This window comes from Asticcacaulis sp. AC466, from assembly GCF_000495815.1.
GTDB lineage: Bacteria > Pseudomonadota > Alphaproteobacteria > Caulobacterales > Caulobacteraceae > Asticcacaulis.
On record NZ_AWGE01000001.1, the window covers coordinates 864,983 to 881,099 of the forward strand.

A 16,117-nucleotide genomic window follows, 5' to 3' on the forward strand; every position below is an offset into this window, starting at 1 on the left:
GGCCACGCAAAGGACGACAGCCAAGGCAGGTCTCCTGACTCGCGCCTCTGACGCTCGCAACGTCTTCCCGGCGGACCAGTGACATCTGTTGCAAAGCTCGGCGCTTACAGTTGCGGGGACAGTTCGGGAGTTACACCCGATTCCCTATTATCCCGCGGATCAGCGCGGGCACCTTTGGCACGCGGCGGGATTAGGGCGTATGTTGCGGCGCGTCAAGCTTTTAGGCGAAGCCATGGGCAGATAGCCCTGAGGTAGGACGCTGCGCATCGGCCTTAGCCGTTGAGGCGGACAACCGTGACGACCTTGTTGAACAGGGCTTGCATGGCTTCGGAAATGCCCTGACTGGGGCTGACTTCGAAATACAGGCCGGGTGAGGCGCAGGCCTGCATCTGGGTCGCCAGTTGGGATGGTGCCGCTACATATTTGGCCAACCAACTGTTGTAAAAGCTGTTGGTCGGCAGCGGAAGGTAAGTGGTGTACAGCACGGCGATGCGTATGCCGCGTGCCTTTATCGCCGCGCATTGGGTGGTGTCAAGCGGCGTGATGCGACGGCAGGTGTTGCCATTTGTATAATTGCAATCGTACGAATCATTGGCCCCATCGCTCACCATGAACAGGACTTTTTGCGGTGCAGCAGCCGTTAAACCGTCACCAGGCGCGGGAATAAGGTTATTCATGCTGGTCAGGGTCGATTTGAAATTCGTCTGACGATCGGAATTATATCCCGCATAGGGCATGACCATAAGGTCGATCTTGGCGGCGTTGCTGGCCGATTGAACCAGATCGGTGGTCAGGGCGCTGACTTGATAGGCTGTGGGATTTTGCGCGTCTATGGTGTCGGCCGACAGACCGAAATCATAGATGGCCATGCGGAACTGATTGGCCATTGTTTGGTTCTGTCCCGCCTTGGTCATCAGGTTTTGAGTCGCCTGGCGCACCACGTCGATGCGCGTTGTGACGCCCAGCTTCTTCGCCTTTGTGTAATAATCCTTGCCCTCCATGTCCTTCTGATGGCAGGCGAAGGCGCACTTGTCGGACGTATTGGCGACCATCTTATTGATGTCGGCGGTCGTAGCGCCGACGCCCATGGACGGGCTGTTGTCGAGGAGGAGATAGAAATCGATATAGGGCGGGATGGTTGTGATCGATTTGGATGTGACGGCAATGGGCAAGGCGCTAAAACCTAAGACGCCGAGCATTAAAGGTTTGAAAGTGCCTGTCGCCGTTACGGTGGACGTCAGGGTATTGGTCGTCTTGATGACGGTGGCGCTGGCCATCATCCCGGTCAGATCAGTCGTGTTTTGCATGCCGGACTTGAACATAGTGATTGCCTGCGTTTCACCGACGGCGATTTCACCCGAACCGATCTGAGTGCTGGCTTTGAAAGCCATGGAATTGATGGCGACCGCGCCGACGCTCGCCACGTCGGCGGCGTCCTGCATTTCATTGCGCAGTTGCAGCATACGGTTGAAATCAATCGCGCCGCCCACGGACAGGACGATAACAGGTATCGCGAAAGCGACGATGATGGCCACATTGCCTCTGACATTGCGCCAGATATCGCCCTGGATGGAAAATCGTCTTCCGAACATGTGAATGCCTGACTGAAATGCAAACTTTCCAGACACTCTCTCACAACAGGCTTAATCGCCCGCTAATCGCCGGCACTATTTTTGCGTGGCTTCCTGCGGTGTAAGGGTCTGCAGGCTGAGGGCGTGGACGGGGCCGGCGAGTTCGTCCGCCAGAGCCGTATTTATCAATCGTTGACGGGCGACGCGATTAAGCCCGATAAAGGCTTCGGACACGATGCGCACGGAAAAATGACTTTCTCCCTCTTCACGCGCGCCCGCATGTCCACTATGTTTGGCGCTGTCGTCGTTGATATCCAATTGCTGCGGGGCGAAAGCCTGGTTGAGCTTCGCTTTCAGGCGGTCGGCTACGATTCCCATATTCTGCCTCACTTGTTGGGTATGGAATGGATATCAGCTTCTTTTAAGATTTAGGGATCATATTTCAAGGTATGAGCGAAGGATTTAAGTACAAGCCGCGTCTCGGCATGGATATGCGCATTCGTCCGCCAAAGGAAGGCGAGGAGAAAACGCGCCGTCCGGAGGACGATGTCCTGCATCTCAAGCCTGGCGAAAAGCCTTGCGAATGGCCGGAGTGCCACAAGGCCGCGACGGCCCGCGCGCCCAAATCGCGCGAGATGATGAATGAATATTATAATTTCTGCCTCAACCATGCGGCCGAATATAACAAGAACTGGAATTTCTTTTCCGGCATGAGCGAAGGCGAGGCCAAGCGTCATCGCGAATCCATCGCCACAGGCGACCGCCCGACCTGGGCGTTTCGTGCCTCGCGCGTTAGTCGTGAAGCGGCGAACTTTGCCACCAAGGGCACAAAGGCCGGCGGGTTCTACGATCCGCACAGCGTTTTTGGTGCCGGTGCGGCGCCCATCCGCGAGAAGGGGGAGCCCAGCACGCGCCAGTACGGAAAGATCGAGCGCGCGGCGTTTGCCGACCTCGACCTGGAAGTTGGAGCGACGGCGGAACAGATTCGCGTCCGCTACACTGAAATGCTCAAACGCTGCCATCCCGACAATAACGGGGGCGATCGTTCGGCCGAGGACAAGCTCCAGCGTGTGATCAAGGCCTATAAGGTCCTCAAAAAGATGTCCATCGCCTAAAATTTGGTATTTGGACCGACAGTGTGTCATGCGCGGCTTGTATGAATGCAGGCCGCGCTTATCTTTTTGCTATCCCTCTGGTCACGATTGAGGCGCTCTGACTAAAGGTTGCTGAAAAAGGCGTCCGGTGCCGCATCGCCACCCGGACGGCGCAGCAGATGAACCTGCATCAGGCGGCGCGGGCGAAACCCCAAACTCTCATAAAGGGTGATGGCAGGCCGGTTGTCAGGCAGAACGTTGAGAAACGGCACCTTGCCGTCAGCGACAATGCGGCGGCCCATAATCGAGGTGAGGCGTCGCGCGTGCCCTTGGCCCTGATTGTCGGGATGGACGCAAATCGCGCTGATTTCTGTAAATCCTTCCGGCTTCATCCTTTCGCCCGCCAAGGCGGCGAGGCGCCCGTCTGCGCGCACACCGATATAGCTGCCCATTTCCACTGTTCGCCGTGCGAACGGGCCGGGCTTGGTCAGGCTTGTCAGGGCGATCATGTCGTCGACGTCGTCCAGCGTCATAGCCGATGCGTCATCGCCGACATCGGCCGGGTGGAAATCGAAGGCCGCCATTTGCAGGCAGGGAAAGCGCACCACCAGGTCGAGTCCGGGCGGCGCGTCCAACGCGTCCGGCGACCACAAGACGGCCGTATCCCCGTCACTCATGCGCGAAGCCAACACGGGCAGGGCGGAGGGCGCCTCCAGCGCGGCGAACGGCGAGACCTCGGCCGGGTAGCGCAGGACTGGGCCATCACCAATGGCGAGGGCGGCATGGCGGCCCGTCAGGGCGGACCAGGCGGGATTATCGAGTGCGGAGATGTCCATGCCGCGCCCTTTAGCAGAAAGGTTTCGACTCTGCTGCCGGAATCTGGCTCAACAGGCGGGTTGATTGCACCCAAAGGGAGGACATGATGACGCAGGTTCTGAAGGGCGGATGCCAGTGCGGCGCCATCCGTTTCGAAGTCACCGGGCCGCTCGCGGATGCGTCTATTTGTCATTGCCGGATGTGCCAGAAGGCCTTTGGCAATTTTTTCGCGCCGCTGGTCTCGGTTCGCGGCACCGACTTCCGATGGACCCTGGCCGAGCCGGCGCGTTTCCAGAGCTCCAATCTGGTGCAGCGTGGCTTTTGCCCGGCCTGCGGCACGCCCCTGACCTACGAAGCGCCGGACGGCATGGCTGTCGCCATTGGTGCTTTCGATCATCCCGAACGCCTTGAGCCGATCATCCAGTACGGGATTGAAGGCCGTTTGTCCTATCTTGACCGGCTCAATGACTGGCCGCGCCGTACAACGCTTGAGGATATCGAGGCCGCGCCCTTTCTCGACAAGCTGGTCAGCTATCAGTATCCGGACGAAGCCTAGATCCAAGGGCGTCGACAAAAAACTTTGCTATGGGCGAAATTACGGGTTGTTTCGCCTGCGCTAAAGTCTTAGCTGAAAAGCCTGATTGTCCGTCGCTGAAAGCCTGAAAATCTCATGCCTGCCGAGCTTGAATATCCCGATCCCCTGCTGTCCCTCGCGCCCGATACGAAGGTCAATGCCCGCGATGTATTCGACATCGACATCGATATGCAGGTGCCGGCCTTCACGCATCGCGACGCGCACGTGCCGGATATCGATCCGGCCTATCGTTTCGATCCTCAGACGACCCAGGCCATCTGCGCCGGTTTCGCCCATGACCGCCGCGTCATGGTCCAGGGGTTCCACGGCACCGGAAAGTCGACCCATATCGAACAGATCGCCGCGCGTCTTAACTGGCCGCTGGTGCGGGTCAACCTCGACAGCCACGTATCGCGCATCGACCTGATCGGCAAGGATGCCATCGTGTTGAAGGACGGCCAGCAGGTCACCGAATTCCGCGAAGGTATATTGCCTTGGGCCCTGCAACGCCCTGTCGCCCTGGTGTTCGATGAATATGACGCGGGCCGTCCTGACGTGATGTTCGTCATCCAGCGCGTTCTGGAGGCGCAGGGCCGTTTGACTCTGTTGGATCAGAACAAGGTCATCAAGCCCCATCCGTTCTTCCGCCTGTTCTCGACGACCAACACCATCGGGCTGGGTGATACGACCGGGCTTTACCACGGCACGCAGCAGATCAACCAGGGCCAGATGGACCGCTGGTCGCTGGTGACGACGCTCAACTATCTGTCGCACGAAGCGGAGGTCGAGATCGTTCTGGCCAAGGTGCCGGAATTCAATACGCCGGAGCGCAAGTCCATCATCGACGCCATGGTGCGCGTCGCCGACATGTCGCGCTCGGCGTTCGCCAATGGCGATATTTCGACCGTCATGTCGCCGCGGACGGTCATCACCTGGGCGCAGAACACCCTGATCTTCAATAACGACCCTGAACTGGCCTTCCGCCTGTCGTTCCTAAACAAGAGCGATGAACTGGAACGTCACACCCTGGCGGAGTTTTATCAGCGCGCCTTCGGCACCGACGTCAAGGAATCGGCGCTGAAGGTAAAGGTCATCTAGTTTCAGGATGCGCCTTGCGCGCCGTCCTGGCCCCTATCGGCAAGCCTGAGGTCCGGAGCGGTCTTCGTTCCGGCCCGGCTTTTTAAGTTAGACATTCATGGCCCAAAAGCCGACCATCCTGTCCGAACCGTTCAAGAAGGCGCTGATCCATTCGACCCGCGCCCTGGCGGAGGATGCCGAACTCGAAGTCGTGTTCGGTTCGGATGGACCGCGTCTGGATGGCAACAAGATCATCCTCCCGCATCCGCCGCGTGACCTGGCGCCGAAACTGGCTCAGCGCGTGCGCGGCCAGGCTGACCGGCTGGCGCTGAAGGTGGCTCACCACGACGATAGCCTGCATGCGCGTGCGCGACCACGCGACGACATCAGTGCGGACGCCTTTGACGCCTTGGAAGAGGCGCGGCTGGAGGCTATTGGCGCCAGAGCCATGGCAGGGGTGCGCGTCAATCTTCTGGCGGCACAGGAAAACGATCTGGAGCGCTCAGGCCTGTATCGCAAGGAAGATAAGGCGGACATCGGTCTGCCGGAAATCCTGGGCTTGATGGCGCGCGAAGTGGTCACCGGCGATCCGATTCCGAACTCGGTTCAGCGGGTGGTCAACCTTCTGCGGGCAGAGATCGAGGAAAAAACAGGTGACGGTCTCGAAAAGCTGGCCGGCCTTATTCATGATCAGAAGGCTTTCAACCGCCAGGCGCGCTATATCCTGACGGCGCTCGACCTGAAGGACGACAGTCAGGACGCCGAGGACGAAAAGAAGGACGAAGGCGAAGAGGGCGAAAGCGAAGGCGACAGCCCCAAGGAGGACGCGCCCGACACTGACCAGCCCGACGACGGCCAGTCGCAGCAGGACGAACCGGAAGAACAAACGGGACAGGACCAGCCGCAGGAGGGTGAGGACGACTACACCCAGATGCAGGGCGATCCGCAGATGTCGTCCGAATCCTCGACCGACGAAACGCCCGACGGCGAGGCCGGTGAGGCGGAACGTCGCGACATGGACGTGCCCGAGCCCAACGTCAAAAAGGATTATGACGTCTACACCCGCCAGTTCGACGAGATCATTACCGCCGAAGAATTGTGCGACCCTGAGGAACTGGAACGCCTGCGCGGCTTCCTGAACGCGCAATTGGCCAATATGGCCAGTGTGGTGTCGCGTCTGGCCAACCGGTTGCAACGCAAGCTTCTGGCGCAGCAAAGCCGCTCTTGGTCGTTCGATCTTGAGGAAGGCGTGCTCGACGCGTCACGCCTGACCCGCGTCATAATCGACGCCAGCGCGCCGCTCAGCTTCAAGCAGGAAAAGGACACCGAATTCCGCGATACGGTGGTGACCCTTCTGCTCGACAATTCCGGCTCCATGCGCGGGCGACCGATCATGGTGGCCGCCATCTGCGCCGATGTGCTGGCGCGCACCCTTGAACGCTGCGGCGTCAAGGTCGAAATCCTGGGCTTCACCACCAAGGCGTGGAAAGGCGGGCAATCGCGCGAACAGTGGGTGCGATCGGGCAAACCGGCCAATCCCGGGCGCCTCAATGACCTGCGCCACATCATCTACAAGGCGGCGGACAATCCGTGGCGGCGGACGCACAAGAATCTCGGCCTGATGATGCGCGAAGGGCTGCTGAAGGAAAACATCGACGGCGAGGCCTTGCAATGGGCCTATTCGCGTCTCGTCCACCGCCCCGAACAGCGCAAGATTTTGATGGTCATATCGGATGGTGCGCCGGTTGACGATTCGACCCTGTCGGTGAACAGCGGCCATTACCTCGAAAACCACCTGCGCAAGGTGATCGACGACATTCAGACTCAGGCGCGTGTGCAACTGGTGGCCATTGGCATCGGCCACGATGTGACGCGCTATTATAAACGCGCCCTGACCCTGATCGATGTCGAACATTTGGCCGGCGGCCTGATGGACAAGCTGACTGAGCTTTTTGAGGAAAAATGACGTGCAGATAGGGCGCAAGCCATTGGTGGCCATGGTTTCCGGTGTGCTTTTGAGCCTGGTGAGCGCCGCTGTCCAGGCTGAACCGCGGCCTTACCTGGAAAGCCCCACTGTGGCGTTCCGGCCCCTGACGGACGGCGATGTCCGACCGCTGAACCCCAAGGTGCGCTATGTCGGCGCCTATGAATTGGTGGCGACGGGGACGTCTGGGCTGGTCGGACTGTCCGATATTCAGGTGTTCCCTACGGCCGATGGCGTGCAGGCCGAGGCCGTCAGCGATTTCGGTGCCGTCGCCCGCTTTACCCTCAAAGCCGACGGCAAGGGGGGATATCTCGATAGCCCCCTCGAAATTGATCCGTTACGCGATGCGGATGGCAAGACGTTCGACAACAAGTCACTCGCCGATTCGGAGGATCTGGCTTACGATCCGGCGACGGGGCGGCGCTTCGTCTCCTTCGAAGGCGTTCAGCGCGTCATGGCCTATTCGGATTGGCGCGGCCCCGGTGAAACCCTGCCCTTGTCTGGCCTGGCGCTGTTTCCCTCCAATTTCGGTATGGAAGGGCTGACCTATCTGCCTGACGCCAAGGCAGGTGACGCCCTGCTGATCGGCGTCGAGGCGGGGGGATTCTGGCGCTGCGAACTGGCTTCCGATGCCTGCGCGCCCGTCACCGGTCCGGCCGCGCCCGGATTTTTGTACATGCTGACCTCGCTTGCCGTGGTCGATTACGCCGATCCAGTGCGCCGGCATGAGATTTTGGCCCTGTACCGCTACTTCGATCCGCTGACCGGCCCGCGCAACATCTTGCGTCTACTGAAGTATGAGAATAGGGCGCTGACGGTTATTACCGATCTGGTCCGCCCAAAGCCGTACGACAATTATGAAGGCGTGGCCGCCCAGAAAACCGGCGACGGCTACCGTCTCTACCTGATCAGTGACAGTTTGAAGGAAAACGGACGCTCCAAACTGCTTGTCTACGACTGGACACCCTGACGTGTTGGCCGTGCTCGCTCCCGCGGTCGCGGCCGCCCTGGTTATTATGGCGGTTCTGGCGTGGCAGCAGCCGCGTTTGCCTGGGCGGCGCGACATGTCTCTGTGCATGCTGATCGGTGCGGCTTTCTTCCTATACAAGGCCTTTCCCGATGCTCTGGCCTTCGGATTGCCCGTGGTGCTGGTCGGGCCCCTGGTCAGCAATCGCGCCTATCGCGCGGCGTTCGAGACGCGGGCGCGCCCGATGACAATCGACCTGGGGCTTCTTATGGTCATGCTGGTTATGGGGTTCTTAGCCTATGCCGGGCCCCACTGGATGTGGGCGCAATGGGGATTCAGCCTGATCAGTCTATACCTCTTCCTTGAATTGCCGGTGATGGTGTGGCGCGGGCTGCCGGATGATCTGGTCGAAGCGCGCCGTAATGCGCGCCTGTGGATGCTGGGTCTCGGCGCTGTGATCGGGGCGCTGGTCTGTGTCGGAGCCGTCGTGGGGCAGTCGACGACCGCTGTGTCGCTGGGCGCCGCCGCGACCCTGGCTTTGTGCGTTGCTGTGGCGGGCTTCGGTAAGTCCATAGTGGCGACGCTTGCGCCGGTGCAGGCCGAGCCACAGGCGCTTGACGATCGCGAACGCCAGGTGCTGCGGCGGCTGCGGCATCTGATGCGGGAAGAGCAGATATTCCGCGATCCGGGGCTGAGCCTGTCGCGACTGGCGCAGACGCTGGATGTCCCGGAACATCGCCTGCGTCGCGTCATTCATATCGGCGAAGACCAGCGCAATTTCAGCGCCTACCTGAACGCGCTGCGCATTGTGGCCGTTAAGGTCCGGCTCGACTCGGACGAAACTATTCTCGCCCTGGCGCTTGAGGCCGGCTATACCTCGTTGTCGGTTTTCAATCGTGCGTTCAAAGCGACCGAGGGCGTAACGCCGACGGCCTTTCGCGCGGCTCTTACAGCCAGGACCACCCCCAACACCGCAAAGACGGCGGCGGCGGACAGTGAGGCCGGCAAGGCATAGGCTTTGAGGACGGTGCCGAAGGCGACGGACACAAGGGAACCGATCAGGCTGGTCATCTTGTAGGCATGTTCGGCGGGGTTCAGCGCGATGCGCCAGGACAGCGGCCATAGGGTGCGCAGGACGTCCCAGCCACCGTAGGCAACGAGGGCGCCGGCAGAGGGATAGACGAGGCCCGCCGGCCAGTGATAGTGGCCTTCTCCCGCTGCGTACAACATCGCCACGGCTGCTCCGAGCGCCAATATGCCGGTGGCGGGAACCAGATCGGCAGGGCGCCGGCCGCGCGCCTTTAATCTCAGACTGCGCACCCCCGACCAGATATGATAGGTGACCAGAAGGCTGACGCCGATCAGATCGATCCGGCCGCGAAAGACGAAAGCGCCGATCAAGGCACCACCAACGCAAATGCCGACAAAGATGAGGGCTATTCTGCCCACCGCCCGATGCCAGGGCGTGCCTTTAGGCCGGCTGAGTACGGCCAGTCCAATGATGATGGCCAGGCACCCGGCGGTAACATGGACAAGGATGTTCAAGGTATGAAGGTTTGTCATGGGAGGTCTCCTGTGGAGCTTCCCGCATGACAATCCTTATCGCGCCTGTCCGGTGGATTTCAGAAATCCGTCAGGCCTCGCCCCATCTTGGGCCTGATTTTGGGCCCGATTTTTTGCAATAAAAAACCCGGCACGCGGCCGGGTTTTTCATGTGTTCGGATTTAAAGCTGGATTAGGCAGCGGCTTGAGCCAGCTTGTCCTTGATCTGCTTCTTGAGGCGACGGGCGCGGATCGACAGATCGGCATCGTCAGCCTTGATCAGGAAGGCATCAAGGCCGCCACGGAAGTCGAGCGTACGCAGGGCGGCGTTCGAAATCTTCAAGCGGAAGGATTGGCCCAGAGCATCGGACTGCAGGGCGGTTTGACGCAGGCTCGGCAGGAAGCGGCGCTTCGTCTTGATGTTAGAGTGGCTCACGCTGTGGCCGACCATGGGACCGACACCGGTGAGTTCGCAACGACGCGACATGGGATGTACCTTCGGTTAAAACAAATAGGGGAGCGCGTCCGAACGCCTGTCCGTCGCGCGAGAGGCGGTTCTATAGGCAAATGAGGCGACAAGGTCAAGGGCAAAACGGCATTTTTTGCCCCATTCCGCTATCGGTCCAATGTCTTTCGAACCAAGTGCAGGCACGGCGCCCGCATATAAAAAGAGCCTCCCGGCGAAACCGGGAGGCTCTTGATTTCAAACCGTCAGGGCTTAGGCGGCCTTGGTCAGGTTCTTGTTCAGAATGGCGACGGCCGAATCGCGGTCGATCTTTTCGATGGCGGCGACTTCACGAGCCATGCGATCCAGAGCCGATTCGTACAGTTGGCGTTCCGAATAGGATTGTTCCGGCTGGCTTTCCGAACGGTACAGGTCACGAACGACCTCGGCCAGGGAGACCAGGCAACCGGAGTTGATCTTGGCTTCATATTCCTGGGCGCGGCGCGACCACATGGTGCGCTTGATGCGCGCGCGGCCCTTGAGGGTTACGAGCGCTTGCGACATGACGGCTTCCTGGGCGAGGTGACGCAAGCCGGCAACCTTGGCCTTCTTGGTCGGGACGCGCAGGGTCATTTTTTCATGATCAAAGGTAACGACATAGACTTCCAGGGTATAACCGGCCACTTCCTGGGTTTCGATCGCGGCGACCTGGCCCACACCGTGGGCAGGATAAACGACCTTGTCGCCTACGGTGAATTCGTGGCGGGAGGCGGTGAGGGTATCGGACATGGCGAACCTTTCGAGCGGTTAGGGCAGCCCCGGCGGCACTGTCATCCAATAGGCGTCAAGCAGGCTGTCTTCAAACCGGGGAGGGTTGAAGGTAACCAATAAAACGCACGAAATCGTCCGCAAAGAGAAGCTCTCAGGGAAGGAAAAAGTGCGTGTTTCTCAACTAGGACAAGGGTGTCATCCGACCTGCGTCGATGGTGCAAACAAACCCGCCAGAACAGCGGACCTGGAGCACATAAAAACAAACGAAGATTTGCGCGGATCGTGTGGTCTGGGTTCGTCCAAATTGGACAAGAAGCGGGCCGTGCGACTCTTGCAATATGACGTCTATATCACAAATTTACGGCAAAATAAAGGGTGGGTGCGCCGGATCGTTAACACGCCCTACCAAATCAGTCCTATAAGGCAGACAATTGCGGCGTGGAAGGCCGTCACGACATAAAGCTTGTGCATAAAGGCTTTTTTACTGCACTTGTGACGAAAGACCTGGCTGGCCACCAGTCCCAGAGGCCAACCGCCAGCGGCGCATAGCCACAAAAGTGTGGTTTCGCGTATGCGGCGTTTGCCGGCAAGGGCATATTTTTTATCCATCGCCCAGGCATGCCAAGTGGCGAGGTTAACGAGGCATAGGAAGGCGAGCGCGAACAGCCAAAACATGGCCGAAGCAGACAGCCAATCGCTTAAGGGCTACTTACCGTCGCCGGGCTTTTCCGAGAAATATTTCTCGAACTTGCCGGTTTCGCGCTCGAAATCCTCACGGTCGGCGGGCGGCGTGCCTTTTTCGGAGATGTTCGGCCACACGGCGGCGTACTTGGTGTTGATCTCCAGCCACTTGGTGCCTTCGTCCTCGGTGTCCGGCTTGATGGCGTCAACGGGGCACTCCGGTTCGCAAACACCGCAATCGATGCATTCGTCCGGATTGATGACCAGGAAGTTTTCGCCTTCGTAGAAGCAGTCGACCGGACACACTTCCACGCAATCCATGAACTTGCACTTCACGCACGGGTCCATAACGATGTAGGTCATAACGGTCTCAGCCTCGATTACAAACTAGATGTGCGTCATGCTCAGATAAGGCCGCCGTGTCAAGAGTCCGCCGCCGGCGAAACCCGATTTGTTCTAATTCGAGGCATTAGCTGTGGTGTCGGACGTGGCATTGACTGCGCGATAGAGGCTTTGCGCTTCCGAGGCGGGGCCGCGACGGTCGCCTGTATCAACCACGACGATGTCGAAAAGGCGCGTGCCGATGGCGAAGATCAGGTGGTCGTCCGGGCGGATCGCTGCCGATGCCTTTTCGACGCGGCCGACCTTGCCGAACCGTTCCAGGCGGATATGGCCGCTTTCACATGCCTTGGCCGACAGGGCGCGCGTCTTGAAAAAGCGTGCCCGCCACAGCCAGACATCGAGCCGGCAGGAAGAAGAGTCTGTGTGCATGGCGACAGATATTGGAAAGCGGCCGCGAAATGTCAAATGCCTGTTTATGAGCACCACCAGACGATAGGCCATCGGCAACGAAAAAGGGCCGGCCCCTTGCGGAGCCGGCCCTGATTTCAAATCCTTGCGGATTTAGACGTTGGCGAGTTGCTCAGCCGACATCTTACCCGAACGCTGGTCGCGGGCCATCTCGTAAGAGACCTTTTGACCTTCGTTGAGGCTGCGCATGCCTGCGCGCTCAACGGCGCTGATGTGAACGAAAACGTCTTGGCCGCCGTCGCTCGGCTCGATGAAACCAAAACCCTTAGTCGGATTAAACCATTTAACTGTGCCGGTGCTCATAAGTGAACCCTTTCAATGACATATGTATACGCATCCAAACAACATATCCGGATGCCTCTCGCTAAACTTTTGAATGGGATCGCTCGGTGCTCTTTTGGAAAAAGGGCGAAACAAAACGGCAGACAATCATAAATCGATAAGCTCAATATAGAGCCTTTATTGAAAATAGCAAGTTATATTGCGACACCTGAATTTAGGTGCCGCAATATAGAGATATACTATTTTTATTTATACCGCCGCAGTCGTTTGGTAGCCGTCAGTTCTGGCTGCCGAATTTTTCACGCAATACGGCGAAAGGTGAGTAGGGGTTGACGTAGGGCTCGCGCGGCTTCGGCTCATGCGTGGCTTTGTTCGAACGGAATTTACCTTCGCCTTTGCCAGGCCCCGGTTTGCCATGCGCCTTGCCGTCGCGTCGTCCCTTTTCGCCGCGTGGCCGGCCGGACCGCTGCTCGGGCGGCGTGCCTTCGCCCTCTTCGCCTGCCGCCGCAGCTTTCACCGCGCGCGGTTTTTCCCGGCGCGTGTGCCGGGGCGGACGCGGTTCGAACGATTTCTGTCGCCAGCCCACAAGCATTTTCGGCGTGGTCTCTGCGCCGGCATCCGGCACAGCCTCTTCCACCGCGACTTCGGGCTCTTCGGCCGTGACCTCGGCCTGCACATGAGTCTCGGCCACTGGCTCAGTCGGTTGCGATGTTTCGGCGCCTGTAGCCAGGAGTATTTCGGTCCCGGCGCCTTCGGCTGCCTCGACAATTGTTTCGGCGGACGTCTCCGCCGGCGGTTGGCCGGTGGTCTTGGGCGCGGGCGCTTCGATCGGCGGCATCTTCACAAAGCCAAGCGCCTGAAGCAGTTTGTCGCGTTGCTTTTCACCGAGCGACAGGGGCGCGAAGGCGGTTTCGGGCAGGTAGGTCGCGCCCTTCTGCCACAATCCGGCACCCATGATCTTGTCCAGTTGCGACAGGGTTTTCAGCGCGACGGCGCCGTACTCTTCGAGCAGCAACTGACCGCGTTGGCTGTGCTTGCGCTGCCCTTCTCCGGCGCCGAACGCCTGGATCAGGGGACGCAGACGGGGGCTTTGCAGGTCGGGCAGGAACCAGGCGTAGCGGTGACCGGCAACGCCCAGGGCCTTCAGGGCCGCCTTGTCTTCCGGCGTCAATTTCAACGTGTCGTCGCGACGCAGCACGCCGCCATTTTCATAAAGCTGGAACGCGATGGCGCGGACGGCGGGCGATACGGTTTCGGCTTCCGATGCCTGCTTGACCTTGTACAGACTCTTCAGGCCCGATTGCGCCGATTGGCGCACATAGTCGGTCAGGCGTTTGACGGCCCGTTCCGCCAGGGCGGGATGATCGGGGGCGTCGATCAGCTTGAGGCGCGGCGCGAACCAGTCGCTGGGCTCGATGCGCGCTACGGGTTCTTTCTGCCACAGGATATCGTGTCCTTTGATCTGAAAGGCCTTGGACGCACTGTTGCCGAGGTCGCGCAACCGGTCGATCAGGATCGGTTTGACGGCGCGATTGGCCGCCTGGCGCAGCGCCTTGTCGGCGATCAGGCTTTCGCTGCTGCTCGGGCGGAAGCTTAGGCCCTTAATTTCGCCGACCGTGTGGCCTTCGATGATGACGTGGCCTTCGGGGGTAACTTCCGGGCGCGGCACCTCTTCGGCATCGAGCGCCTTCAAAAGGGCGCTGGTCCGGGCATCAACGAAACGCTGCATCAGGGCTTCGTGCAGTTTGTCCGACAGGCGCTCTTCCAGATCGCGCGTGACATCGCGCCAGTGCTCAGTGCGCGCCAGCCAGGCGCCGCGGTTGGCGATGTAGCTCAAGGTGCGCACGCCCGACAGGCGCGACGACAGAGTGTCGATGTCGCCATCCATGTGGTCCAGATCGCGAAGCGCGGTTTCGAACCACTCTTCTTCGATGAAGCCGTCCGGCCGCAGCCGCGACCAGAACAGGTGGGACACCAGTTTCAGATGCTCATCGAAGCCGATCTTGCGGAAGTCCGGCAACTGGCAGGCCTCCCAAAGGGTACGCAGGGTGACCGGATTGCGGATCTTGGCGGAAATCTCTTCGTCCTGGCTCAGCGCGCGCAGGGCTTTTTCGTCCAGCGCCTCCTTGGCCAGGTGCAGGCCGATGACCTGCGATGGCTGGCTCAGGCTTTTCAGCAGGGCTTCCAGCGTCGAAAAATCGAGCTTGTGGTTGCGCCATTGCGCGGCATCAAGCGGTTCGAAGATGTGGTTTTCGACCGCGTGGACCAGGTCTTCGTCCAGTTCATGGCATTCGCCGGTCACGCCGAACGTGCCGTCATTCATGTGTCGTCCGGCGCGGCCGGCGATCTGGCCGATTTCCTGAGCCGTCAGATGGCGGGTATGTTTGCCGTCGAACTTGGTCAGGCCGGAAAAGGCGACATGCTGGATATCCATGTTCAGACCCATGCCGATGGCATCAGTGGCGACCAGGAAGTCAACCTCGCCCTTCTGGAACAGTTCGACCTGGGCATTTCGGGTCTTGGGCGACAGGCTGCCCATGACGACCGCGGCACCACCGCGCTGACGCCGGATCAATTCGGCGATGGCGTAGACCTTTTCGGTCGAAAACGCGACAATGGCGGTGCGCTTGGGCAGACGGGTCAGCTTCTTCGGGCCGGAATAGGTGAGGGCCGACAGCCGCTCACGCATCATCACTTCGGCGCCGGGGAAAAGACGGTGGAACAGGGGCGCGAAGGTCTTGGCCCCCAGGAACAGGGTCTCGAACCGGCCACGCGCATGCAGCAGGCGGTCGGTGAAGACATAGCCACGTTCCGTATCGCCGCAGAGCTGAATTTCATCGACGCACAGGAAATCGACCTGCCGTTCCAACGGCATGGCTTCGACCGTGCAGATGAAATAGGCCGGCAGGCGCGGAATGATCTTTTCCTCGCCGGTGATCAGGGCGACCGCGTTCGGCCCCTTGATCGCCACGACCCGCTCATAGATTTCGCGCGCCAACAGGCGCAGCGGCAGGCCCATCATGCCGGAGCCGTAGGCGCACATGCGTTCGATGGCATAGTGCGTCTTGCCGGTATTGGTCGGGCCGAGCACAGCCATCAGCTTTGCGTCGCTGAGGGTGTGGATGACGGGGCGGGGCGGGGTGGGGGCAGGGTTTGACACGCCGCATAGATAGGCGCGCGGGCGCCGTTTGCAAAGCGCAAATCTCAGTTATGAACGAGGTGTTACCGAAGTGCCGAACGGCGGGGAAACAAACCATGTCCGAATCACTGACATAGCGCGATACCGCTTTTGTTCTCTACCAGATGTGGTGGCCCATTTGTCGATTAACCATATGGGCAAGGTCGATGTGGGCTTATGCACGAAAAAATCTGCGCTGTGCTTCTCATCGCGGGAAGCATTGTGTAAGAGGAGCATATGGCGCAGATGGCCCCTTAGCTCAGCCGGATAGAGCAAGGCTTTCCTAAAGCAGAGGTCGGGGGTTCGAGTCCCTCAGGGGTCGCCA

Annotated in this window: 16 protein-coding genes, 1 tRNA gene and 1 riboswitch; of the genes, 7 read left to right on the forward strand and 10 right to left on the reverse strand. The window is 59.9% G+C overall.

The genetic code is table 11. From position 1 onward, the window contains the following. Positions 1-7 precede the first annotated feature (7 nt). Positions 8-192: riboswitch (cobalamin riboswitch) on the reverse strand. An 80-nt stretch (positions 193-272) separates the two neighbouring features. Both AEAC466_RS26965 and AEAC466_RS26970 read right to left on the reverse strand, forming a co-directional pair. Further along, positions 273-1,592 carry a TadE/TadG family type IV pilus assembly protein gene (locus tag AEAC466_RS26965; RefSeq protein ID WP_023456856.1) on the reverse strand — a complete coding sequence of 440 codons (1,320 nt, stop codon included), beginning with the start codon at positions 1,590-1,592 and terminating at the stop codon, positions 273-275. A gap of 75 nt (positions 1,593-1,667) precedes the next feature. Further along, positions 1,668-1,949, reverse strand: coding sequence for a BolA family protein (locus tag AEAC466_RS26970; protein WP_023456857.1), 282 nt, complete (start codon positions 1,947-1,949; stop codon positions 1,668-1,670). A 71-nt stretch (positions 1,950-2,020) separates the two neighbouring features. Here AEAC466_RS26970 and AEAC466_RS26975 point away from each other — a divergent pair, with 71 nt between their 5' ends. Next, complete coding sequence (locus AEAC466_RS26975; RefSeq protein WP_023456858.1) at positions 2,021-2,686, forward strand: J domain-containing protein; 666 nt, start codon at positions 2,021-2,023, stop codon at positions 2,684-2,686. Between the two features lie 101 nt (positions 2,687-2,787). Here the strand turns inward: AEAC466_RS26975 and AEAC466_RS26980 are convergent, their stop codons facing one another. After that, positions 2,788-3,501 (reverse strand): GNAT family N-acetyltransferase, encoded by a 714-nt coding sequence (locus tag AEAC466_RS26980; protein WP_023456859.1) that lies wholly within the window; start codon positions 3,499-3,501, stop codon positions 2,788-2,790. Positions 3,502-3,587: 86 nt separating this feature from the next. On the opposite strand from AEAC466_RS26980, the gene AEAC466_RS26985 reads away from it, so the two are divergent. From AEAC466_RS26985 to AEAC466_RS27005, 5 genes are all read left to right on the forward strand, one after another. Next, positions 3,588-4,037, forward strand: coding sequence for a GFA family protein (locus AEAC466_RS26985; RefSeq protein ID WP_031238221.1), 450 nt, complete (start codon positions 3,588-3,590; stop codon positions 4,035-4,037). 114 nt (positions 4,038-4,151) lie between these two features. Continuing rightward, positions 4,152-5,153: a cobaltochelatase subunit CobS gene (gene cobS, locus AEAC466_RS26990; RefSeq protein WP_023456861.1), complete on the forward strand. Its 1,002-nt coding sequence runs from the start codon at positions 4,152-4,154 to the stop codon at positions 5,151-5,153. A 97-nt stretch (positions 5,154-5,250) separates the two neighbouring features. After that, entirely contained in the window at positions 5,251-7,098 is a 1,848-nt protein-coding gene (gene cobT / locus AEAC466_RS26995) for a cobaltochelatase subunit CobT (RefSeq protein ID WP_023456862.1), read from the forward strand. Between the two features lies 1 nt (position 7,099). Further along, entirely contained in the window at positions 7,100-8,086 is a 987-nt protein-coding gene (locus AEAC466_RS27000) for an esterase-like activity of phytase family protein (protein ID WP_023456863.1), read from the forward strand. Position 8,087: 1 nt separating this feature from the next. After that, complete coding sequence (locus AEAC466_RS27005) at positions 8,088-9,098, forward strand: helix-turn-helix domain-containing protein (RefSeq protein WP_031238222.1); 1,011 nt, start codon at positions 8,088-8,090, stop codon at positions 9,096-9,098. Positions 9,099-9,818: 720 nt separating this feature from the next. On the opposite strand, the gene rpmB is transcribed toward AEAC466_RS27005, so the two are convergent. The 7 genes from rpmB to AEAC466_RS27045 form a co-directional block, all read right to left on the reverse strand. Continuing rightward, positions 9,819-10,112 carry a 50S ribosomal protein L28 gene (rpmB, locus tag AEAC466_RS27015; protein WP_023456866.1) on the reverse strand — a complete coding sequence of 98 codons (294 nt, stop codon included), beginning with the start codon at positions 10,110-10,112 and terminating at the stop codon, positions 9,819-9,821. 231 nt (positions 10,113-10,343) lie between these two features. Beyond that, positions 10,344-10,859 (reverse strand): CarD family transcriptional regulator, encoded by a 516-nt coding sequence (locus tag AEAC466_RS27020; RefSeq protein WP_023456867.1) that lies wholly within the window; start codon positions 10,857-10,859, stop codon positions 10,344-10,346. A 384-nt stretch (positions 10,860-11,243) separates the two neighbouring features. Further along, on the reverse strand, positions 11,244-11,516 hold the full coding sequence (locus tag AEAC466_RS27025; protein ID WP_023456868.1) for a DUF1294 domain-containing protein: 273 nt from the start codon (positions 11,514-11,516) through the stop codon (positions 11,244-11,246). 30 nt (positions 11,517-11,546) lie between these two features. Further along, a complete protein-coding gene (gene fdxA, locus AEAC466_RS27030; RefSeq protein ID WP_023456869.1) occupies positions 11,547-11,885 on the reverse strand; it encodes a ferredoxin FdxA in 339 nt (112 codons plus the stop codon). A gap of 93 nt (positions 11,886-11,978) precedes the next feature. Then, positions 11,979-12,293: an RNA-binding S4 domain-containing protein gene (locus AEAC466_RS27035; protein ID WP_031238223.1), complete on the reverse strand. Its 315-nt coding sequence runs from the start codon at positions 12,291-12,293 to the stop codon at positions 11,979-11,981. A 132-nt stretch (positions 12,294-12,425) separates the two neighbouring features. Next, positions 12,426-12,635, reverse strand: a complete 210-nt coding sequence (locus tag AEAC466_RS27040) for a cold-shock protein (protein ID WP_023456871.1) — start codon at positions 12,633-12,635, stop codon at positions 12,426-12,428. A 256-nt stretch (positions 12,636-12,891) separates the two neighbouring features. Beyond that, complete coding sequence (locus tag AEAC466_RS27045; RefSeq protein WP_023456872.1) at positions 12,892-15,711, reverse strand: helicase-related protein; 2,820 nt, start codon at positions 15,709-15,711, stop codon at positions 12,892-12,894. Positions 15,712-16,040: 329 nt separating this feature from the next. Here AEAC466_RS27045 and AEAC466_RS27050 point away from each other — a divergent pair. After that, positions 16,041-16,117 (forward strand) — tRNA-Arg (locus tag AEAC466_RS27050).